We start from the raw sequence: 19,989 nt of genomic DNA, 5'->3' as shown, positions 1-19,989 counted from the left end.
CCCCCATTGTCTGTCAGAGCTCCGGCAGTTCGTAGTGGTCGGCGATCAACTCCACCGTGCGCGCCTGTACCCGGCGTGAATAGCCCATGACGACGAGCATCACTTCGTCGACGCTCGTCTGCGCGTGCAGGTGTTCGAGAACGTCGGCGACCTCGGCGCCGGTGCCGTGAACGAAGCGCTGCGTGTATGCGTCGAGGATGTGTTGCTCCTGCGGCGTGGCGGGGTAGGCCTCGACTTCCTCGGGCGGGAGCAACGAGTAGGTCTTGCGCTGGAGCATTCTGAGCATCGCCATGGCTGCGGATGCCGACTGACGGCGGGCTTCCTCGGGATCGTCGTGCGCAACCACCCCGACGCTGACGAGACTGTGGGGTTCATCCAGCATTTCGGATGGACGGAAGCTTTCCCGGTACAAGCGCATGGCGGAGACGATGTCGGCATCGCCGAACTGCAGCGCGAAGGCATACGGCCGTCCGAGCCGGCCCGCCAATTGAGCCGAATACGGTGAGGAACCCAGAATCCAGACCTGTGGACTCGTCGGGCGCGATACCCGATTCTGCTCGGCTTGCCACGGTCCGGGCACGGCGTGCACGTTCCGATACGGGTGATCCTGCGGGAAATCGTCGCCCAGGAAACCGAGTAGTTCCAGAACTTGTTGGGGGAATTCGTCGTTCGCGCTTCGGCCGCGGCGCAGTGCCGCAGCGGTCGGTGCGTCTGTGCCGGGTGCTCGCCCCAGCCCCAGGTCGATGCGGCCGGGAGCAAGCGCCTCGAGCATGCCGAACTGCTCGGCTATCACCAAGGGCGGGTGGTTGGGGAGCATGATCCCCCCTGCACCGAGACGGATGCGTTGGGTCTCGCCGGTCAACCGGGACAACATCATCTGGGGCGATGAGGTCGCTGCAGCGGGCATCGCATGGTGCTCGGACATCCAGAACCGTTGATATCCGCGGCGTTCTGCAAGCTGGGCCAGCGTGATGATTTCCGAGAAGGATTCCTGGGCTGTCCGACCGACGGCGGTGTGCGCGTTGTCGAGGACGGACAGGGCGAACGGGGCGGTGCCGGAGGGGGGAAGCGGGATCATGCATCGTCTCGATTCTCACGGTTAAGTGATTATGTTGGCGTGATTCGATGCTACCAGTGAAGTCACGGAAAAATTCGAGTGATACCGTGATAAGCGTGACAAGGAGCCCACTCCCGCCGGCGCCGGGAACCGACGACCATGTCAGTCTCGCGTTGGCCAACAGCACGGTGAGCCTCCCCGGGGGACGCGGGACGGACGAACTGGGTTCTCCCGAAGACGCCACCGCGTGGCTGGTCGCCCACGGACTTGCTCCCGAAGGGACCGCCCTACTGACGTACTGTCAGAATCAACTCACCGGCCTGCGGGATGATCTGCGTTCGGTCTTCGCCGCGCACGTCCGGGGCCACACTCCCCCGGAAAGTGCCGTGGACGGCGTCAATCGGGCACTGACGAAAGTGCCCAGCGCCCCGTTGTTGCGGTACGACTCCAACCACGGTTTCCACCGTGTCCCGGAGCATCCGGTGACGCAACTCGTCGAGCATGCGATGGCCCAGGTTGCCGAGGATGCTGCCGCGCTACTCACCGGTGAGCGGGCAGCCCTGATCTCCCAGTGCGAAGCATCACCGTGTGACCGCTTCATGCTGCGCACCCATGCTCGGAGGCATTGGTGCTCCACTCGGTGCGGCGACCGCGTCCGTGCCGCACGGGCCTACGCCCGCAAGCAGGACCGAATCACCGTGGAGTGAACTGCAGCGACCGAGATTCCGCGGCGGAATTGCCCAGCTGTGGTCGCTCATCGTCGCGGCGTCCCCGGAAAACTCACGGAGCCATCGGAGTCGGAGGCACGCGCAGCGTGCGAGTCGGGGGAACCGGATGCACTTCTCCCGGTGCGCCGAAACGACCACACTGCCGTACCGATCACCGCGACGACCGCAGACACAGCGACAACGACGATGTTCGACACGCTCCTCCCGAAATCGGCAGCCCCCGTCTCGATCCGGTACTGGACGGCGATGGGCAGCAGACCTCCCGCCTCGGGATCACGGGCAACGACGAGCAGCAACCCACCGAGCACAATGGACAACGTCCCGGCGATGATCGCGTGCCAACTGTTGCTCCAGCGCCCGACGGTGAGTTCACGCGGAGTCAGAAGTACACGCAGTTTGCCCGACCATCGTTTCCAGACAAGTGCCAGCAGCAGCAACGGCAACGCCATACCGGCCGCATAGATCGCGAGCAGAATGCCCCCGTAGACGGGATTCGCCCCCACAGCGGCAACCATCAGAACCGAACCGAGGATCGGGCCGGTGCACACTCCGGCAACTCCGTACCCGGTGCCCAGAATGAAGACGGTCCATGCACGTCCGGCGTCCCCGGCCTGCCCACTGCGAGACAACCCCGGGATCGGAATTCCTGCCAGCTGCACGAGACCGAAGACGATCACCACAGCGGCAACGGCCGTGAGCAGCAGCCCGCGGTTGTCGTTGAGGAATGCCCCGGCGGTACCGGCGAACACGCCCAGCGGGACGAGTGTCGTGATCAAGCCCAGATAGAACACACCGGTGCGTGCGACAAGGGTGGCCGGATGCGAGAACGCATAGGCGAAGAATGCCGGCAACAGCATCACCGAGCACGGCGACAACAAGCTGAGCACACCACCGAGAAACGCGCCGAGGTATCCGATGTCCATCAATTGTCCTCTGCAAGCTGCGAATCGAGGATCTGCTCGAACATGTACACGGGTTGCGCTCCCTGCAGGACTTCGTCGCCGACGATGAACGTCGGTGTCGCGGTCACGCCGAGGGACCGGGACTCAGCTCCTTCTCGTCGGACCGCGTCCGCGAGCGCGGGATCGTCGAGCGCCGTGGTGAACTCGGCGACGTCGAGTCCGTCCACTCGGCCGGCGAGGCCGATCAGCGTGTCACGGTTGTAGTCCTTCGACCCGGCAACCGTATGCACGAATATCTCGTGGTTGAACTCCCAAAACAGGTTCTGCTCCGCCGCTGCACGTCCCGCGATCGCAGTGCTCTCGGAGTGGTCGGTGAGAATGGGAGTGTCTCTCCACTCGAAGCGGACGTGACCGGGTTCGATGTACTTCTCGAACAGGGTCGGGAACGTCTCGACCGCGAAGACTCCGCAGTACGGGCACGTGAAATCCGCGTATTCGATGATCACGACTGGAGCGTCGACGTCGCCGATCGCGAAGGCATCGGCCGCGTCACGGCGGGCGAGGTCGGACAGTCGACTCGACTCGTCGGCCGAGTTCGAGGTCGTGGCCGAATCACCGTTGTTCGTCTGCGAGCCGATTGCGACACCGATGGCCAACAGCGCAACAACGATCGCACCGATGCCCATGAGCTTCCAGGGAAGTGGACGAGTGGAAGTGGTCTGCTCGGAGATCGTCTTGCTCCTAACCGATCGAGGGACGAGGCGTGAGCGCTCTGAGGCGGAACCGAGACAAGGGCGTTCTACGTGCCGTGTGGCAGAGACGAGACCGAAACCCGGACCTACTATGCAAGGTAGTCGACTATGCAAGATAGTCAACTATCGGGCATAGTAGAACCATGAGTCGCCTCACCTGTTGGACGAACCGGCAGAAGTTGTCGCTCGATCTCGCCGTCCGCGCTCTGCGCACATGGGGTCCCCGGCAGATGATCACAGCAGCCGTGGCGGCCACATCTGTCGGCGCAGTCGTCGGTGTGGCCACCGTCCTGATCCCGAATCCCGTTTTCACACGCGAAATTCCACCAGTGCCATGGAACTACCCGGCCTGGCTCGTCACGTCGATCCTGGCCGGGATCCTCATCGCCACCTACGTGCACCCCGTCGGGAGCGCCCCCGACGAGCACGCGCCGGAGCATGCGACCGGCAACAAGGGTTCGGACCGATCCAGCGGCCGGCTCGGCGGCGCCGCCGGAGTCCTGGCCTGGTTCGCGGTGGGCTGCCCCGTCTGCAACAAGATCGCGCTTCTCGCCCTCGGATACACCGGGGCGCTGACCTGGTTCGCGCCTCTCCAGCCGGTGCTGGCGATCACCGCGCTGGTACTGTCCGCTCTCGCGGTGCTCTGGCGCTTACGAGGTCAGGTCGCATGTCCCATCCCCACTACAGAGAAAGTGGCGACGTCATGATGTCCGGCGACCGAGGGCGATCCACTGAACCGATGCGACTGGGCGCGCTCGAACAGCAGGTCATGGATGTGCTGTGGGACCAGGGGCCGTCCACGATCCGGCAGGTGATCATCCGTCTGGGAGACAACTTGGCGTACACCACGATCGCCACGGTCATGACCAACCTCGAGCGCAAACGCCTCGTCCGCTCGGAGAAGCAGGGTCGGTCCGCGTTCTACACGCCGTGCCACACGCGCGAGGTGCACGCAGCCCAGCTCATGGAGCAGGCACTGTCGACGAGCAACGACCGCGTCGCATCGATCGTGCACTTCCTCGACGCGATCGATCCGGACGACGCGCAACGGCTGCGCGACTACCTTGCGCAGCGCGGAGATCACCGATGAACGCGATCGGGCCGGCGCTGGTCGCCCTCGTCCTGATCGCCGCCTCGCTGGGTGGGCCGGGTCTCATCCGTGCCGCTGCGCCGCTGCTGATGCGTATTCCGCGCACGGCGATCCTCCTTCTGACCGGCGGTCTGCTGCTGTGGTTGCCGGCAGTGGCATCGCTCAGCCTGATGACAGCCTGGCTGGTCACCGGGCCGAGCCTTCTGCCCACACCTCTGGCCGATGTCTGTCAGCAGTGTCTCGATGCCGCGAACCCGTTCGCCGCGGCCACGGTGGACACAGCGTTTCCCGTGCTGCTGCTCCTGTTTCTTCCGGCGCTGGCGCTGCTCACGCTCATCGGTGTAGGCGTACCTCGGTGGATGCGCCGCGTCCGCGCCACCCGCTCTGCCGCCCACTCTGTGTCCGATCGGGCTCGCAGCACATATATAGACGGATATCGCGTGCTGTTGCTTCACGATCAGCGCCGGCTCGCGTTTTCCCTGCCGCCGCGCTCGGGCGGCATCGTCGTCTCCGACGCACTGTGCGAAGCGCTCGAGCCCGACGAGCTCGCGGCAGTTCTCGCGCACGAGCACGCTCATCTGCGACAACGCCATCACCTTGTCCTGACCGTCCTCGACACCGTGGCCTGGCCGTTGCGGCGGGTGCCGTTGATATCAGCGATTGTCGATGCCGTGCCGCACTATCTGGAGATTGCTGCGGACAACGCGGCACGCAGTCACGCCGGGACACCCGCGCTCGCGAGTGCGCTACTCGAGCTCGGTGCCCCGGACAGTGATCTGAGCGACCCGTCGGGATACCCGATCGCCGGTACGGTGCTGCATGCGACGGGTCCCGACCGGATCGGGCACATCGTGGCGCCGGCCCCCATTCGTTCTGCCGTGGTCCCGATGTCGGTGTTGGGCATCCAACTGGCTCTGTTCGCGATCGTCGCGGCTGCCGTACACGGGCCGTACCTCCGTGTGGCCCTTGCGGGCTGCGGCCTGTCCACATAGCCCCGTCATGGCGCCGACGACTGCACCGGCACCTACGAGAGCGAACTGATCGCAGCCGAAGCGTGAGGGAAGATCACGTCGTCCGCGAACCGGCGAATGGCGTCGAGCCGGGCCTGCGGATCGGACGGGTCGACGCCGTACATGCGCCACGGCGCCACTCGCACCCGGGTGACCCCGAGGCCGGCCAAACGACGGTACCCGTCGACGTCGGAGACATCGGTGGGCGATACATCGATCTCGAACGGAACATCCGCGCGGCCGAATTCGGAACGCAGCTCCGACAGCCGCCCGATCGCCGACGTCAGCTGCGCGACATCGGTGTTGACCGAGATCCAGCCGTCGCCCAGTCGCGCCGCACGCCGCAGAGCTGCCTCACTGTGCCCTCCACCGTAGATCGGAACAGGCCGATCGGGCGCGGGGCTGATCATGAGGCGGTCGAATTCGTAGTGCTTACCATGGAATTCGACCCACTGTGGACCTTCGCCGGAACACACCGCCTTCACGATCGCGATGGCTTCGTCGGTGCGAGCACCACGAGTGCGCATCTCGGTGCCGGTGAACTCGAATTCCTCGGGTATCCATGACAATCCGACCCCGACGGCGATGCGGTTCCCCGACATCACCGCCATCGTCGCCACCTGCTTGGCAGTGAGCAACGGATCGCGCAGCGGCAACTTCAGCACGTTCGTGTAGAACCGCACACGCTGCGTGACGGCAGCCATCGCGGTCATCGCGATGAAGGGATCCGGCATCGGTGTCTCGGGAGCCCACATCCTCTTACCATCGGGTGAATACGGATAATCGGCCGAGACCGTCTCGGGGTAGAACACCGAGTCGGGCAAGGCAATCGCGTCGTAGCCGCATTCGTCGGCGACGCGGGCGAACTCCGGCAGGTCGCCCGCTTCGATCATCGCCGCGGGCAGTGCCCATTTCATGGGCCCTGATCTCTTCGTGGACACCAAGCTCACAGCTTGACCACACGCGATGTCGGGATCGGATGAGAATCGGCCTTGATCCAGCGCATTGCCCATGTGCCCTCGGCGTGCGAGTCGGTATCGATCCAGTTTCCGTAGCCGGGATCCTTTGCGGCGACGACGATGGTCAGCGTGCCGTCGTCATTCAGTTTCGCGGTGTGATTGTTGATGTAGATGTTGGTCCGGTTGTAGTCGAGCGACTCGACCCAGAAATTCTGCAGCACGAAGTTGAAGTACTCGCAGTTCGGCACCTCGGTCTCGATCACCCAGGCCTCATCGGCGGCGAGCTTCCAGTACCCGTGCAGATAGAAGATCGTGGGGTCGCCGCCGGCGTTCTGGAACTGCTCCTGGCCGCGGTCGAAGATCTCGTTGGGCTGCGGCTGGAATTTGCGCGACCACTCGAGGAATGTGTTCGCGGAGCCCCGGACCATCCCGATCGCCTTCCCGAGGCGGTCGGCCATCTCCACGGAACTCAACGGCACGAATTCACCGTCGGGGTTCAGACATTCGATGGACAGTTCGGCGGGAACCTCGCTGCGCCGGTCTCGGTAGGTCTGCCGGATGGAGATGAGGTTGCTGTCCGGGGCCAGCGGCAGCCACGACCCTTCCGCGGGCTCGTCGACGCTCGCGATGAACGTGAATCGGCCGTGTTCGTCGACGTCGAGGTCATGACCGTGCAGGTCGCCGGTCTGCAGCATGGAACCGTCGATGTGGTAGCGGTTGACCCGCGACCCGAACGTCACGAGCGGCACGGTCCCCCGTGTGCCGGTGATCCGGTAGGTGTACCTACCGGAGATGTTCGCCCGCATGTACAGGTTGTCGGGATTGTCGGCGCCGATCTTCGTCATCATGTTCGGGTTCGGGGCCGACGTGAATTGCGGCCACCGCGGATCGGTGTATTCGACGCAGTTGATGGTGGCGTATCGGAGCAACCGGCTCAGATAGCGGACGCCCTCCGCCTGAGTCAGTGAATCCTGTGGAACGATGTCGTCCTCGAGGATCTTCCCGACGTCGAGCAGATCTGTGCAGAACTTCTCCCAAGTGGGGTTCATACGACTATTCCTATTCTGATCGATGTGTCGAATACGTTCATGCCGTGGGGGCAAACTTCGCCTCGACGTCGGCTGCGCTCACGCCGAACTCCTCGAGCGAATAGCGGTGCGACGGACGGCGATGGCTGGCGAGGCTCGCCTGGTGCGATGCCTCCACCGCAGATCGAGCCACGTCCGTGAAGGGCATGGCGAATTGCGAATAGATCTTCTCGACGGTGCCGACCGCGTCGGAGATGAACTCCTTGTAGTCGACGTCGATGAACTGATCGGGGTTGTAACGGGTACGGGCACTGTTGAAGTTCGCGTTTCCGCGCGCCCACAGGTCCAGTTGGGTGCGCCCGATGGCCGGCCGGTCGAAGGCCTTCGACATGTCGTGGCCGCCCTGCTCTGCAAGGCTGAATGTGGACGCCATCGACGTCAGCGGGTCCCGGAAGGTGCGAACGAACAGCGCATCGGGGTACACGGACATGATCTCATCGATCGCGAAGACATGGCTCGGGCTCTTGAGTACCCACCGCCGGTCCGCGTCGTGCAGCCCGATCAACTGCAGGTTCTTCTTGTGCCGCGCATACGTTTCGGTCCAGTCCTGCTCCGCGAGCCACTTGGTGTAGCTCGGTACGTATGCGACGGTCTCGAATGCGGTCGAAAGCATCGTCTGCTGAAGCAGACGCCAGCATTCCTCGACCTCTTCAGACCCCATGAAATGAACCTTCATCAGGTCCGCCTCGTTGCGTTGGCGAGCCCGGTAGAAGGCGTCGGAGCGCAGGTAATCCTCGTTCTCCGACCACTTGTCGCGAGGCGGACGCGGCTGAGGGGTCTCGGCGAGCCACATCTCGGCACCCTGATGCGCCGGGTCAGCACCGAGCAGCCGGTGCAACGCGGTGCTGCCGGTCCGCGTCAACCCGACTACGAAGATCGGGCGTTCGATCGGAACATCTACGTGCTCAGGGTATTTCGCAAATCCGGCCTCGCTGGACAGGCGCCCCGCGAGCGCGGCGATGATCATCTTGCGCGCGATCACCTTACCGTGGGGAGTGAGGTCGGCTTCGTGCTCGAACGATTCGAGCAATACCCGCAGCCCTTCGAGGTAGTCGTCGCTGCCGAAGTCGTCGTATCCGGCGGCCTCGCGCGCGGCGTGACGCAAGTCCTCGATGGAACCGATGCCGGCGTAGTCCTGTGTCATTCTTGTGTCCTTGTGAGAGTGAATCAGTGGTGCGCGTGACCGCAATTGACGTCCAGGCACTGCCCGGTGATCGCGCGAGCAAGATCGGATGCGAAGAACAGCACAGCGTTCGCGATGTCATCGGGTTCGGGTAGCCGGCGCAGATCGGTGCCGGCCGCGATCTCGTCATAGACCACAGACGGGTCTACGCCACGCTCCCCCGCCTGCTTCTCGACCATGCGCTGGACGCGCTCGGCCCAGATATATCCTGGCGCGACCGAATTCACCCGAACACCCATAGGACCGAGCTCCACCGAGAGGCTTCGGGCGAGGGCTAGCAGCCCGGCCTTCATCACGCGGTAGGCCCCGAAGTTCGGCAGCTGGTTGCGCAGCACCATCGAGTTGATCATCACGACCGAGCCCTGGGACTTCTCGAGGGCGGGCGCCAATTTCCGGGTCAGGTTGAGTGCCGCGAGCAGGTTGATGTCCATGCCCCGCCGGACCGACTCGAACTCGGTGTCGAGCAGACGCTCATGGGGCGGCTGCACGAACGCGTTGTGCACTACCGCGTCGACGAATCCGAACTCCGCGAGTGCCGACTCGGCGAGATTGGTGACGGACGCGTCGTCGGTGAGGTCTGTCGGCACGGACACCGCGGTACCGCCCATATCCCGGATCTCCTCGGCGACCTCCGTCAGCCTCGATTCGGTCCGGGCGGCCAGGACGACGCGGGCTCCCGCGAGCGCGCCGCGGACGGCCACCGAGCGTCCGAGCCCCGTCCCCACACCGGAAACGACGAGGACCTTACCCTCGAGCATTATCGGCATCGCGGTCGCGGCTCGCTCGGCCGCCGTCATACCTGGGCCTGCGGGTCGATCACGACGCTGAGTGAAACGATTCGGCAGTCGTCGTCGAACTCGAAGAGGTCGCTGGCGAGGAACGCCGGCATCCCCTCGCGCTCCACCCGTACCTGCATCGCGGCATACCGGCCGGTGACGACGATCGGTGAGTGGCGGCTCACCGTGAAGTCCACCTTGGCATTTGCGATACCGAACTGGCGGATCTCATCGACGCCGCGGTGCGTCCGCACGCCGAGCGGCTCATGTTGCACCGCATCATCTGCGAATAGCGCCACCAGTTGGTCCACATCGTGGTCTCCCAGGTGCTTGACGTACGACTCGAGTGCCGAACAGATTTCGTCCCTTGTGGGCAAGAAACATTCCTTCCGTGACGGGTGGTACTTCGGGAGCCGATTCAGGCGATCGCGCCGCGGCTGCGCAGCAGCTCGATGATCTGCCGGCTCGCGTCTTCGGGTGAGGTCGCGGTCGTATCGATCCTCAGGTCGGGATTCTCCGGCGGCTCGTACGGGGAATCGACGCCGGTGAAGTTGGTCAGATCGCCGCGTCGCGCCTTCTTGTAGAGGCCCTTGGGATCCCGCTGCTCGGCGACGTCGATCGGGGTGTCGACGAACACCTCGCAGAATTGGTCCGCGCCGATCACATCGCGTGCCGCATCGCGGTCGGCGCGGAACGGAGAGATGAACGACGCCAGGACGATCAGGCCGGCATCGGCCATCAGCCGGGCGACCTCGGTGACACGTCTGATGTTCTCCACCCGGTCGGCCTCGGTGAATCCGAGGTCGCGGCCGAGTCCATGCCGGATGTTGTCGCCGTCGAGGAGATAGGTGTGGCAGCCCAACGCATACAACTTGCGCTCGAGATCGTTGGCGATCGTCGACTTGCCCGATCCGGACAGGCCGGTGAACCACAGCACGTGTGAACCGTGACCGTTGAGCGCCCTGCGTGCATCACCGTCTACGTCCACGGCCTGCCAATGGATGTTGTCGGACCGTCGCAGCGAATGCGCGATCATGCCGGCACCGACCGTGGTGTTGGTGAGCCGGTCGATGAGGATGAATCCGCCGGTATCGCGGTTCGCAGCATAGGCGTCGAACGGCACCGGCCGATCGAAGCTGATGTTGCACACACCGATCTCATTGAGCGCAAGTGTGTTCGTCGCGGTCTTCTCGAGGGTATTGACGTTGACCTTGTGCTTGGGTTTGGTGATGCGGGCCTGCACGGTCATCGTCCCGATCTGACACACATAGGGACGCTCGGGCAGCATTTCGTGTTCGCCCATCCACACCACGTGCGCCTCGAACTGGTCGGCCACACCGGGCAGCGCCTCCGCTCCGGCAAGCACATCTCCACGGCTGACGTCGATCTCGTCGGCGAGGGTGATGGTGACCGACTGACCGGCGACGGCCTCGTCGAGGTCTCCGTCCATGGTGACGATCCGCGCGACAGCGGATTCCTTGCCGCTGGGGAGAACTCGCAACCGGTCGCCCGGTCGAACAGTTCCGCCGACGATCTGGCCGGAGAAGCCACGGAAGTCCAGGTTGGGACGGTTGACCCACTGCACCGGCATACGGAACGGGCCATTGCGCAGGTCGTCGTCGATCTCGACGTGCTCGAGATGCTCGATCAGCGTCGGCCCCTGATACCAGGGTGTGTTGGAGCTGCGTTCGGTGAGGTTGTCACCGACGTACGCCGACATGGGAATCGCGACGACGCCTCCGAGCCCGATCTCGTTCGCGAAACTCGTGTATTCGGCGAAGATGTCGTCGAAGACCTCCTGTGAGTAGTCGACCAGGTCGAGTTTGTTGACGGCGATCACCACGTGGCGGATGCCGAGGAGTGAGACGAGGTACGAGTGCCGACGGGTCTGGGTGAGCACCCCCTTGCGGGCGTCGATGAGGATGACTGCGAGGTCGGCGGTGGAAGCCCCGGTCACCATGTTGCGGGTGTATTGCTCGTGGCCCGGGGTGTCCGCGACGACGAACTTGCGCTGTTCGGTCGAGAAGTAGCGGTATGCGACGTCGATGGTGATGCCCTGTTCGCGTTCGGCGGCCAAGCCGTCGACGAGTAACGCGAAGTCGAGGCCCTCGCCCTGGGTGCCGACCTTGCGTGAGTCCGCTTCGAGTGCGGAAAGCTGATCCTCGAAGACCAGTTTCGACTCGTAGAGCAGGCGGCCGATCAGGGTGGACTTGCCGTCGTCGACGCTACCGCACGTGATGAAGCGGAGCATGGACTTGTTCGCGTGCCGCGCGAGGTACTGCTCGATGTCGTCGGTGATCAGCTCCGAAGGCTGAGTCATCAGAAGTACCCTTCCTGCTTCTTCTTCTCCATCGAGGCGCTGGAGTCGTGGTCGATCACGCGACCCTGGCGCTCGGAGGTAGTGGTCAGCAACATTTCCTGGATGATGTCGGTCAACGTCTCGGCCGTGGATTCGACGGCGCCGGTGAGCGGGTAGCAACCGAGGGTGCGGAAGCGCACGCTCTTCAGCTCAGGAACCTCCCCGGGCAGCAGGGGCATCCGGTCGTCGTCGACCATGATCAGGGTGCCGTCGCGCTCGACGACTGGTCGCTTCGCCGCGAAATAGAGCGGAACGATCGGAATGTTCTCCTGCCTGATGTATTCCCACACATCGAGTTCGGTCCAGTTCGACAGGGGGAACACCCGCAGGGTTTCACCGGGCGATTTGCGGACGTTGTACATGCGCCACAGTTCGGGCCGCTGCTGTTTCGGATCCCAGCGGTGCTCGGCGGAGCGGATCGAGAAGACGCGCTCCTTGGCGCGGGACTTCTCTTCGTCGCGGCGGGCCCCACCGAATGCGGCGTCGAACTTGTGGAGGTCGAGGGCTTGCTTGAGACCTTCGGTCTTCCACATGTCGGTGTGGGTCGCCGATCCGTGCGTGAACGGGTTGATGCCCTTCTCGACACATTCCGGGTTCTGGTAGACGATCAGGTCGAGATCGCCTGCGGCAGCGGTCTCGTCGCGCAGCTTGTACATCTCGCGGAACTTCCACGTGGTGTCGACGTGGAGCAGCGGGAAGGGCAGGCGTGACGGGTAGAACGCCTTGCGCGCCAGGTGCAGCATCACCGCGCTGTCCTTGCCGACCGAGTACAGCATCACCGGGTTCTCGCTCTCGGCGACTGCTTCCCGCATGATGTGGATGCTCTCGGCCTCGAGACGCTCCAGGTGTGTCAGGTGCTTACCGACGGTGGGACTGCTCATCGTCCGAGCACCTCCAATGCTTGGCCGGCCAACTCGGGGCGGCAGATCAACATGTCGGGCATCCAAGGGTCCTTCTGGTTGTAGCGGGGTTCGGAGCCGTCGATCCGTGAGACGTGCAGGCCTGCGGCGCGAGCAACCGCTACGGGTGCCGCCGAATCCCACTCGAACTGGCCTCCGGTGTGGGCATAGATATCGACCTCGCCGCGCACGACGGCCATGGCTTTCGCGCCGGCCGATCCCATCTCCACGAGTTCGCCGCCGAGCGCGCGGGCGAGGGCGAGGACGGGTTCCGGTTTGCGGGTGCGGGACACGGCCACGCGAGGAGTTCGCGGTAACGGCGAGAGGGTCGCGGGAGTATCACCCGTCGAGTAGGTGACCCCGAGGGCGGGCAGCGCGACCGCTCCGACCGTCAGCAGTCCGTTCTCGACAAGGGCGACGTGCACGGCCCAGTCGGTGCGGCCGTGCTCACCGAACTCGCGGGTGCCGTCGAGCGGGTCGACGATCCAGACGCGATCCGCTCGGAGCCGCGCATGATCATCGGCACCCTCTTCCGAGAGCACCGAGTCGTCGGGAAACCTCTCCGCCAGTGCGAGGGTGAGGTAGTCGTGACTCCGCAGGTCTCCCATCCGCCGGAGCTGATCCGGGTCCGCGTCCGCAACCTCGGTATCGCGCCGGAGGCCGAGGAGCAATTCCCCTGCTGCAGTGGCTAATTCAGAGGCAGCGAGCGCATCGCCGGCGCTCCGGGAGGGAAGAATCGATTGTGTCGCCGAGACGGCGCCGTGGTCCATGAATGAGACTCTAACCACAGAACGAACATTGTTCAATCCTGTTTCGAACAATGTTCGATCTCATTCGGCAACACCACGCCGATGCGGGCATCGGCAATGACGACACCCCGGCTACGGTGGGACGATGGGCGAATCGAGCACAAAATCGATTTACGGAGACGCGGAGGCCCGGCGTCGCCGCACACTCGATGCGGCCGCAGCCCTGCTCGACGAGGGCGGGTACGCAGCGCTGACGATCCGCTCGGTCGCGAAACGCTCCGGAACCAGCGTCGGACTGATCTACCAGTACTTCACCGACAAACAGGACATCTTCACCTCATTGCTCAACGAGAGCCAGATCGAGGCCCGTTCGTTCGTAGCGACCATTCCCCGCGACCGGGGAGTCGCCGCCCTGCTGGCGGCGGTCCTCCCCGAGTCCACGCGTCAGTGGGGCCGAGTCGGCCGCTTCACCGCCACCTGGCGTGACATCGAAGGCGACAACCGCACCGAACGTGAATCGGTCCGAGAGGTGCGGCGGACGGCGCGAGAGTACAACTCCGAACTCCATGCCGCACTCACAGAGGCCGCCGAATCCGAAGGTCGCGTCCTCCGGAACGACCCGTCGATGCTCCCCTTCGTTCTGTCCACCCTCCAGGGCGTGGCCGACACCATCGTCCACAACTGGGCAGCCGAACTCGACCACACAGAACTCACCCGATTCGCTGCCGAGTCACTGACCAGGGCGATCACCGTGGGCGACAGCTCGCAGACACAGAACTGACATCTGCTCGGCCGAACGTCCCACTCACCGGTATCCGGCCGATGTGACCACGCGCACACCCATACCGTGCTTGCTCGAAGCCTCACGGAATTCAGGAGCTCGCATGAGTACATCGGTGATACCCGATCGGCCCCGGTCGACACGCGCACAACGGCGATACGAGCGCACCAGGCCGGTCTGGTTGATCGTGTCCGTGCTGATCGCGGTAGAGATCATCAGCGCGTTCGAGACCTCGATGATGTACGCCGCGCTCCCGACCTTCACGCAGGTCTTCGACACCAACGCAGCATCGGTCGGATGGACGGTGACGGCGTTCCTACTGGTCGCCGCAGCCTCGGCCGCCGTGTGCGGCCGCCTCGGCGACATGTACGGCCGCGAACGCGTCCTCATCGTCGTTCTGATCTGTGCGGCGGTAGGTTCCATCATCAGCATGGCCTTCGGCTCCCTGTGGGCGATCATCATCGGACGCGCGATCCAGGGGGTCGCGGGTGCGATCCTGCCGCTGTGTATCGGACTCGCCCGTGAACACCTCCCGGCGAAGAAGGTGCCGATGGCGGTCGCGTTGATCGCCGGATCCGCAGTTGCTGCAGGTGCTGCCTCGCTCCTGGTGGCAGGCGTGCTCATCGATCTCGGCGACTGGCGGTACATGTTCGTCGTCACCGCCGTCTACGCCATCGGGTGTGTCGTGCTCGTCGAAGCCGTGCTGCCGTGGCGTCATCGCGACACCGAACGTCAGCAGGTCGACTTCGTCGGCGCGGCCGGTCTCGCGATCTCGGTGACCGCCATCCTGCTGGCCCTCACCCAGGGCAAGTCCTGGGGCTGGGGCGATACCCGAGTGCTCGGTCTCCTCGTGGTCGGAATCGCGATCTTCACCTGGTGGGTGCGCTGGGAACTCGGCCGCACGTCCCCGATCATCAACCTTCGCCTGCTCGCCGAACGCAACGTCTCGTTCACCATGCTCGCCACGATCGCGCTGGGTGTCGGCCCGATCGGCGTGACGACGATGCTGATCCCGATCATCATGCAGACTCCGACCACGGCGCCGTTCGGGCTCGGCCTCTCGGCCACCCACGCCGGGATGCTCTCGTTCATCGGCGCGATGATCGGAATGCTCTTCACCCCACTCGCAGGCAAGATCGCTGCGGCAGTCGGCGCGCGGGCGTCGTTGCTGCTCGGCACAGCTTTGTTCATGATCGCGTGTGCCGCGTTCTTCGTCTTCCGCGGTTCCGTTGTCGGCATGACCGCGCTGGTCGTCACCGTGTCGATCGCGACGGCCTTCGCCTATACAGCTCTGCCGAATCTGCTGGTCGAGTTCGTCCCCGAACACAACACCAGCGAAATCACCGGAAGCCAGTCGGTTGTGCGCACCGCCGCGATGGCAGTCGGTACGTCGATCACGACAGTCCTGCTCGCCACCCTGGTGGTCCCCGGGACGTCGACCCCGACGGTGGCCGCGCTCGGCGCCGTCTGCGCGATGCTCGTGGTCTTGTGTGCCATCACGATCGCGCTCACGCTCGGAATCAAGTACACCAAGAACTGACGAGCACACAGGGTCGGCCGACGGTCTCGAACCGTCGGCCGATCCTTCACCCCCGCGTGGCGGCTAGGGCACGAACACGACCCTGCCCACGGTCGTTCCCTCACCCAACCGCGCAATTCCGTCTGCGACCTCCGACAGCGACAACCGCTCGCTGACGAGTGGTGCGATCGCCCCGGACGCCGCGAGAGCTGCGAGTTCGGTGTGGCATTCCTCGATCACCGCGCGGTTGTGCTCCTTGTAGAGACCCCAGTGCAGTCCGATGATCGAATAGTTCTTGATCAGTGCGTGATTGAGACCCGGAGTGGGGATGGTCCCGCCCGCGAAACCAATGATCACGATCCGCCCCTCGAACGCGATGCACTTCGTCGATCCGGCGTAGGCGTCGCCGCCCACGGGATCGAACACGACGTCGGCGCCCTTATCGCCGGTGAATTCCTTGACCAGCGGCACGAAATCGTCCGTATGGCGGTCGATCACGAGATCAGCGCCGAGTCGCGTGCAGTACTCGGCCTTCTCGGGCCCACCCACCACACCGATGACGCGCGCACCGGCTGCCTTTCCGAGCTGTACCGCGGCGCTGCCGACACCTCCCGCAGCAGCGTGCACGAGAAGCGTTTCACCTTCTCGCAGTTGCGTTCGGCGATGCAACGCGAACCATGCGGTCTGATACCCGATGAACAGCGCGGATGCCTCGGCATCGTCCAGCGACGCCGGCGCAGCGAATGCGTTCACCTCGTCCATCAGAGTGCGCTCGGCCAACGCGCCGAGCGGCAGATTCGGATTCCCGATCACCCTGTCGCCCACGGAGAACTTAGTGACGCCCTCTCCGACGGAAACCACCTCGCCGCACAGTTCGACGCCAGGGGTGAACGGCAGCGATGGCTTCACCTGGTACTTACCCCGGCACAACAGCACGTCGGGGAAGTTCGCGGGCGCCGCCAGGGTACGGACGAGCAACTGCCCGGTCCCGGCCACCGGATCGTCGATCTCCTCGAACCGGAGCACATCTCGAGGCTCACCGAGTTCGTGTACACGCCAAGCTTTCACGCAATCACAGCCTTCAGTTCAGTGGTTGTCGGTCGGTCAGATTCCGGCATCGGCGGCCACCGATCGGGCAGCATCGACGAGTGCATCGATGCGCTCGACGGTGGGTGTGCTGGCGGCCGCCTTGTTGCGCGGGTCGTCGCGGGCGCGTCTCATCACACCTTCGGCGATGATGGCCACTTTCCACAGGCCGAGCGCATGCCAGAACTTCAGTGCCGCAGGGTCCCGGCCGGTCTCGGCAAGATACATCTCCACGAGTTCGGCGCGGTTCGGGAAGCCGTCCAGCTGGGTTGCCGGGAAATCCCCCGAGATGCGCTCACCCGGCTCGCTCCAATATGCGAGCGTGCTTCCCATGTCCGCCAGGGGTTCTCCGAGCGTGGACAACTCCCAGTCGAGGACAGCTCGTACATCACCGTTCTCCGGTGCGGTGATGAGATTCCGCAGGTGGAAGTCGCCGTGCACGAGTGTCACTTCCCGCTGCTCCGGGATGTTGGCCAGCAACCGTCGGGTGAGGTCGTCGAGGTCGGGTATCTCTCGTGTCTTCGAGCGTTCCCATTGGCCCGACCAGCGGGTGAGCTGCCGCTGAGCGTAGGGCTTGTGGCTCGCGAGATCCGCCAGTCCCACCTCGGCAGGGTCGACGGCGTGGATCGCCGCGAGTGTCCGCGGCAGGCGGATCCCGATCGCCCGTCGCTGCCCGGGTGTGAGTTCCTCGGCCACGGCCATCCGGTCGACGACGAGCCCGTCGACGAATTCCATCAGGACGAGCGGCGCATCGATGACCGCCGGGTTGTCGGTCACCGCAAGCACGCGCGGTACCGGAACGGCCGAGTGCTCGAGGGCCGAGAGGATCCGGGCTTCCCGCGCAACATCGTGTGCGGAAGCGAGCAGCGTACCCAGGGGCGGCCGTCGCAGCACCCACCGCCGGCCGGATGCGTCGCTGATCAGGTAGGTCAGGTTGGATTGCCCCAGCCCGATCCGCTCGAATGTCAGCGGCCCCGCGAATTCCGGCACGATGCCTTCGACCCAGGTCGTGACTGCTTCGGTCTCGATCCCGACCACCGCGGTGTCAGACATCGTGTGCACTTCCCTGCCGGAACGACTGCGCGTTGCCGAGCAATCGGCCACCGTCGATCACCATCACCTCACCGGTGATCCACTGCGCCGCATCCGATACGAGAAAGTGCACGGCGGACGCGACGTCGATAGGTTCACCGATGCGCCCGAGCGGGGTGGAGGCCGCGACCCGGGGCTCGTGGTCCTTCCACAGTGCTTCGGCCAGCTTGGTTCTCACGACACCGGGTGCCACGGCATTGACGCGGACCATCGGCGACAACTCGAGCGCGAGCTGTTTGGTGAGGTGGATCAGCGCGGCCTTCGACGCGTTGTACACACCGATGTTCGCTTCGAACTTCATGCCACCGATCGACGCGGTGTTGACGATGCTGCCGCCGTGATCACCCATCCACGCTTTCACCACCAACGACGACCACAACACCGGGCCCCACACGTTCACGTCGAAGGTCTTCGCGAATCGCGCGTGGTCCTGTTCGACCAGCGGACCGTACGAGGGGTTGGTCCCGGCGTTGTTGACGAGAATGTCGATGCGGCCGAACTCCTCGAGGGTGACGTCGATGCATCGGCGCGCAGCCTCCTCGTCGACGGCGTGTGCTCCCACACCGAGTGCAGCCGGACCGATGTCGGCTGCGGCGGCGTCCGCCGACTCCTGGCTGCGCGAGGTCACGACGACGTTCGCTCCCGCGTGCGCGAGACCGCGGGCGGTCTCCAGCCCGATACCGCGGGAGCCACCGGTGATGATCGCGGTCTTGCCCGTCAGGTCGAACCCCGTCATGAAGTGGGCCGTAGGTCTCGGTACCTGCGCAGTTCCTGCTTCGCGATCGCGCGCTTGTGCACCTCGTCGGGCCCGTCCGCCAAGCGCAGTGTGCGCAGATGCGCGTACGCCATGGCGAGCGGGAAGTCGTCGGTGACTCCGCCGCCGCCGTGCACCTGGATCGCGCGGTCGACGATCTTCAGCGCGATGTTCGGTCCCGCAACCTTGATCGCCGCGATCTCGGTTCGCGCTTCCTTGTTGCCGACGGTATCCATCAGGTACGCGGTCTTGAGGGTCAGGAGGCGGATCATCTCGATCTCGATGCGCGCCTCGGCGATCCAGTCCTGGATGTTGGTGTTGTCGGCGACGGGCTTGCCGAAGGTGACGCGTGATTGTGCACGGCGGCACAGCAGTTCGAGTGCGCGTTCGGACACGCCGATCGCCCGCATGCAGTGGTGGATCCGGCCGGGGCCGAGACGCGCCTGGCTGATGGCGAAACCTTCGCCTTCACCTTTGAGAACGTCCTTCGACGGCACGCGCACGTCCTCGAACAGGATCTCGGCGTGGCCTTCGCGGTCGTGGTAGCCGAAGACCGGTAGGTTGCGCACCACTGTGACGCCGGGGGCGTCGATGGGGACGACCATCATCGACTGCTGGCGGTGGGGCGCCGCAGTGGGGTCGGTCTTGCCCATCACGATGAGCACCTTGCAGTTCTTGTGCATCGCGTTGGACGCGAACCATTTACGCCCGTTGAGGACATAGTCGTCGCCGTCGCGGACCATCGACATCTCGATGTTGGTGGCGTCCGAACTCGCGACATCGGGCTCGGTCATCGCGAAGGCCGAGCGAATAGTGCCGTCCAGCAACGGCTTCAGATACTTCTCGTGGTGTTCTTCCGTTCCGAAGAGTGTGAACACCTCCATGTTCCCGGTGTCCGGGGCGGCGCAGTTGCAGGCCTCCGACGCCAATGGGCTACGGCCCATGATCTCCGCGAGGGGCGCATACTCGAGATTGGTGAGCCCCGGACCCCACTCCGGATGCGGATGGAAGAGGTTCCACAGCCCACGCGACCGCGCCTCCGCCTTGAGTTCCTCCATGATGGGTGGATGGAAGTGCGGATCGCCGGCTTCCTCCATCTGACGGTGGTAGACCGCCTCGGCCGGGTAGACGTGCGAATCCATGAATTCCAGCAGGTCCGCGCGGTATTTCTCGGCGCGCGGCGACAGGTCGAACAGAGACACGAC

General features: G+C 64.6%; 21 protein-coding genes. 6 read left to right on the top strand and 15 right to left on the bottom strand.

Features of this window, described 5'->3' with window-relative positions; all coding sequences use genetic code 11:
- Positions 1–13 precede the first annotated feature (13 nt).
- Positions 14–1,078, bottom strand: a complete 1,065-nt coding sequence (locus tag MWU77_RS00720; protein ID WP_247272713.1) for an LLM class flavin-dependent oxidoreductase — start codon at positions 1,076–1,078, stop codon at positions 14–16.
- Positions 1,079–1,173: 95 nt separating this feature from the next.
- Between MWU77_RS00720 and MWU77_RS00715 the strand changes: the two genes are divergently transcribed.
- Positions 1,174–1,764, top strand: coding sequence for an ABATE domain-containing protein (locus MWU77_RS00715; RefSeq protein WP_169688253.1), 591 nt, complete (start codon positions 1,174–1,176; stop codon positions 1,762–1,764).
- A 47-nt stretch (positions 1,765–1,811) separates the two neighbouring features.
- Here the strand turns inward: MWU77_RS00715 and MWU77_RS00710 are convergent, their stop codons facing one another.
- Complete coding sequence (locus tag MWU77_RS00710; RefSeq protein ID WP_247272712.1) at positions 1,812–2,708, bottom strand: cytochrome c biogenesis CcdA family protein; 897 nt, start codon at positions 2,706–2,708, stop codon at positions 1,812–1,814.
- Complete coding sequence (locus tag MWU77_RS00705) at positions 2,708–3,373, bottom strand: thioredoxin domain-containing protein (RefSeq protein ID WP_169688251.1); 666 nt, start codon at positions 3,371–3,373, stop codon at positions 2,708–2,710. Before MWU77_RS00705 ends, MWU77_RS00710 begins: the two co-directional genes overlap by 1 nt.
- Positions 3,374–3,582: 209 nt before the next feature.
- Between MWU77_RS00705 and MWU77_RS00700 the strand changes: the two genes are divergently transcribed.
- The 3 genes from MWU77_RS00700 to MWU77_RS00690 are packed head-to-tail and all read left to right on the top strand — an operon-like array spanning position 3,583 to position 5,521.
- Positions 3,583–4,146 carry a hypothetical protein gene (locus tag MWU77_RS00700; RefSeq protein WP_169688250.1) on the top strand — a complete coding sequence of 188 codons (564 nt, stop codon included), beginning with the start codon at positions 3,583–3,585 and terminating at the stop codon, positions 4,144–4,146.
- Positions 4,147–4,178: 32 nt separating this feature from the next.
- A complete protein-coding gene (locus MWU77_RS00695) occupies positions 4,179–4,529 on the top strand; it encodes a BlaI/MecI/CopY family transcriptional regulator (RefSeq protein WP_240959134.1) in 351 nt (116 codons plus the stop codon).
- A complete protein-coding gene (locus MWU77_RS00690; RefSeq protein WP_169688249.1) occupies positions 4,526–5,521 on the top strand; it encodes a M56 family metallopeptidase in 996 nt (331 codons plus the stop codon). Before MWU77_RS00695 ends, MWU77_RS00690 begins: the two co-directional genes overlap by 4 nt.
- 32 nt (positions 5,522–5,553) lie before the next feature.
- Here MWU77_RS00690 and MWU77_RS00685 read toward each other — a convergent pair whose 3' ends face one another.
- The 8 genes from MWU77_RS00685 to MWU77_RS00650 are packed head-to-tail and all read right to left on the bottom strand — an operon-like array spanning position 5,554 to position 13,573.
- On the bottom strand, positions 5,554–6,456 hold the full coding sequence (locus MWU77_RS00685; protein WP_247272711.1) for a TIGR03619 family F420-dependent LLM class oxidoreductase: 903 nt from the start codon (positions 6,454–6,456) through the stop codon (positions 5,554–5,556).
- Positions 6,457–6,485: 29 nt separating this feature from the next.
- Entirely contained in the window at positions 6,486–7,547 is a 1,062-nt protein-coding gene (locus MWU77_RS00680; RefSeq protein ID WP_169688247.1) for a DUF1214 domain-containing protein, read from the bottom strand.
- 37 nt (positions 7,548–7,584) lie between these two features.
- On the bottom strand, positions 7,585–8,730 hold the full coding sequence (locus tag MWU77_RS00675) for a sulfotransferase (protein ID WP_247272710.1): 1,146 nt from the start codon (positions 8,728–8,730) through the stop codon (positions 7,585–7,587).
- A 23-nt stretch (positions 8,731–8,753) separates the two neighbouring features.
- Positions 8,754–9,566, bottom strand: a complete 813-nt coding sequence (locus tag MWU77_RS00670) for an SDR family oxidoreductase (RefSeq protein ID WP_247272709.1) — start codon at positions 9,564–9,566, stop codon at positions 8,754–8,756.
- Complete coding sequence (locus MWU77_RS00665) at positions 9,563–9,922, bottom strand: nuclear transport factor 2 family protein (protein WP_247272708.1); 360 nt, start codon at positions 9,920–9,922, stop codon at positions 9,563–9,565. Before MWU77_RS00665 ends, MWU77_RS00670 begins: the two co-directional genes overlap by 4 nt.
- 41 nt (positions 9,923–9,963) lie before the next feature.
- Positions 9,964–11,865, bottom strand: a complete 1,902-nt coding sequence (cysN, locus tag MWU77_RS00660; RefSeq protein WP_247272707.1) for a sulfate adenylyltransferase subunit CysN — start codon at positions 11,863–11,865, stop codon at positions 9,964–9,966.
- Complete coding sequence (cysD, locus tag MWU77_RS00655) at positions 11,865–12,785, bottom strand: sulfate adenylyltransferase subunit CysD (protein WP_247272706.1); 921 nt, start codon at positions 12,783–12,785, stop codon at positions 11,865–11,867. Before cysD ends, cysN begins: the two co-directional genes overlap by 1 nt.
- Positions 12,782–13,573, bottom strand: a complete 792-nt coding sequence (locus tag MWU77_RS00650) for a 3'(2'),5'-bisphosphate nucleotidase CysQ (protein WP_247272705.1) — start codon at positions 13,571–13,573, stop codon at positions 12,782–12,784. The genes cysD and MWU77_RS00650 overlap by 4 nt, the downstream gene beginning before the upstream one ends.
- A gap of 124 nt (positions 13,574–13,697) precedes the next feature.
- Here MWU77_RS00650 and MWU77_RS00645 point away from each other — a divergent pair, with 124 nt between their 5' ends.
- Together MWU77_RS00645 and MWU77_RS00640 are read left to right on the top strand one after the other, a co-directional pair.
- Positions 13,698–14,333, top strand: a complete 636-nt coding sequence (locus tag MWU77_RS00645; RefSeq protein ID WP_247272704.1) for a TetR/AcrR family transcriptional regulator — start codon at positions 13,698–13,700, stop codon at positions 14,331–14,333.
- A 103-nt stretch (positions 14,334–14,436) separates the two neighbouring features.
- Positions 14,437–15,873, top strand: coding sequence for an MFS transporter (locus MWU77_RS00640; protein ID WP_206039906.1), 1,437 nt, complete (start codon positions 14,437–14,439; stop codon positions 15,871–15,873).
- Positions 15,874–15,936: 63 nt separating this feature from the next.
- On the opposite strand, the gene MWU77_RS00635 is transcribed toward MWU77_RS00640, so the two are convergent.
- From MWU77_RS00635 to MWU77_RS00620, 4 genes are read right to left on the bottom strand one after another with little or no spacing between them, the layout of a single operon-like run.
- The gene (locus MWU77_RS00635) at positions 15,937–16,920 is read right to left on the bottom strand and encodes an NADPH:quinone oxidoreductase family protein (protein ID WP_247272703.1); all 984 of its coding nucleotides are present in this window, start codon (positions 16,918–16,920) and stop codon (positions 15,937–15,939) included.
- Between the two features lie 36 nt (positions 16,921–16,956).
- Positions 16,957–17,991 (bottom strand): phosphotransferase family protein, encoded by a 1,035-nt coding sequence (locus tag MWU77_RS00630; protein WP_247272702.1) that lies wholly within the window; start codon positions 17,989–17,991, stop codon positions 16,957–16,959.
- A complete protein-coding gene (locus tag MWU77_RS00625; protein ID WP_247272701.1) occupies positions 17,984–18,766 on the bottom strand; it encodes an SDR family oxidoreductase in 783 nt (260 codons plus the stop codon). The genes MWU77_RS00630 and MWU77_RS00625 overlap by 8 nt, the downstream gene beginning before the upstream one ends.
- Positions 18,763–19,986 carry an acyl-CoA dehydrogenase family protein gene (locus MWU77_RS00620; RefSeq protein ID WP_247272700.1) on the bottom strand — a complete coding sequence of 408 codons (1,224 nt, stop codon included), beginning with the start codon at positions 19,984–19,986 and terminating at the stop codon, positions 18,763–18,765. Before MWU77_RS00620 ends, MWU77_RS00625 begins: the two co-directional genes overlap by 4 nt.
- Between the last annotated feature and the right edge of the window lie 3 nt (positions 19,987–19,989).

It is taken from the genome of Rhodococcus sp. F64268 (assembly GCF_023015605.1).
Lineage (GTDB): Bacteria > Actinomycetota > Actinomycetes > Mycobacteriales > Mycobacteriaceae > Rhodococcus.
Note: the sequence above shows the minus strand (reverse complement) of the source record. Positions and strands in the feature narration are given on the sequence as shown.

Excerpts from the sequence above, each read along its gene's own strand:
- MWU77_RS00650 (WP_247272705.1), bottom strand. The coding sequence starts at position 13,573 with ATGGACCACGGCGCCGTCTCGGCGACACAATCGATTCTTCCCTCCCGG.
- MWU77_RS00670 (WP_247272709.1), bottom strand. The coding sequence starts at position 9,566 with ATGACGGCGGCCGAGCGAGCCGCGACCGCGATGCCGATAATGCTCGAG.
- MWU77_RS00680 (WP_169688247.1), bottom strand. The coding sequence starts at position 7,547 with ATGAACCCCACTTGGGAGAAGTTCTGCACAGATCTGCTCGACGTCGGG.
- MWU77_RS00705 (WP_169688251.1), bottom strand. The coding sequence starts at position 3,373 with ATGGGCATCGGTGCGATCGTTGTTGCGCTGTTGGCCATCGGTGTCGCA.
- MWU77_RS00630 (WP_247272702.1), bottom strand. The coding sequence starts at position 17,991 with ATGTCTGACACCGCGGTGGTCGGGATCGAGACCGAAGCAGTCACGACC.
- cysN (WP_247272707.1), bottom strand. The coding sequence starts at position 11,865 with ATGACTCAGCCTTCGGAGCTGATCACCGACGACATCGAGCAGTACCTC.
- MWU77_RS00625 (WP_247272701.1), bottom strand. The coding sequence starts at position 18,766 with ATGACGGGGTTCGACCTGACGGGCAAGACCGCGATCATCACCGGTGGC.
- MWU77_RS00685 (WP_247272711.1), bottom strand. The coding sequence starts at position 6,456 with ATGAAATGGGCACTGCCCGCGGCGATGATCGAAGCGGGCGACCTGCCG.
- MWU77_RS00640 (WP_206039906.1), top strand. The coding sequence starts at position 14,437 with ATGAGTACATCGGTGATACCCGATCGGCCCCGGTCGACACGCGCACAA.
- MWU77_RS00675 (WP_247272710.1), bottom strand. The coding sequence starts at position 8,730 with ATGACACAGGACTACGCCGGCATCGGTTCCATCGAGGACTTGCGTCAC.
- MWU77_RS00710 (WP_247272712.1), bottom strand. The coding sequence starts at position 2,708 with ATGGACATCGGATACCTCGGCGCGTTTCTCGGTGGTGTGCTCAGCTTG.
- cysD (WP_247272706.1), bottom strand. The coding sequence starts at position 12,785 with ATGAGCAGTCCCACCGTCGGTAAGCACCTGACACACCTGGAGCGTCTC.
- MWU77_RS00690 (WP_169688249.1), top strand. The coding sequence starts at position 4,526 with ATGAACGCGATCGGGCCGGCGCTGGTCGCCCTCGTCCTGATCGCCGCC.
- MWU77_RS00720 (WP_247272713.1), bottom strand. The coding sequence starts at position 1,078 with ATGATCCCGCTTCCCCCCTCCGGCACCGCCCCGTTCGCCCTGTCCGTC.
- MWU77_RS00700 (WP_169688250.1), top strand. The coding sequence starts at position 3,583 with ATGAGTCGCCTCACCTGTTGGACGAACCGGCAGAAGTTGTCGCTCGAT.
- MWU77_RS00695 (WP_240959134.1), top strand. The coding sequence starts at position 4,179 with ATGCGACTGGGCGCGCTCGAACAGCAGGTCATGGATGTGCTGTGGGAC.
- MWU77_RS00645 (WP_247272704.1), top strand. The coding sequence starts at position 13,698 with ATGGGCGAATCGAGCACAAAATCGATTTACGGAGACGCGGAGGCCCGG.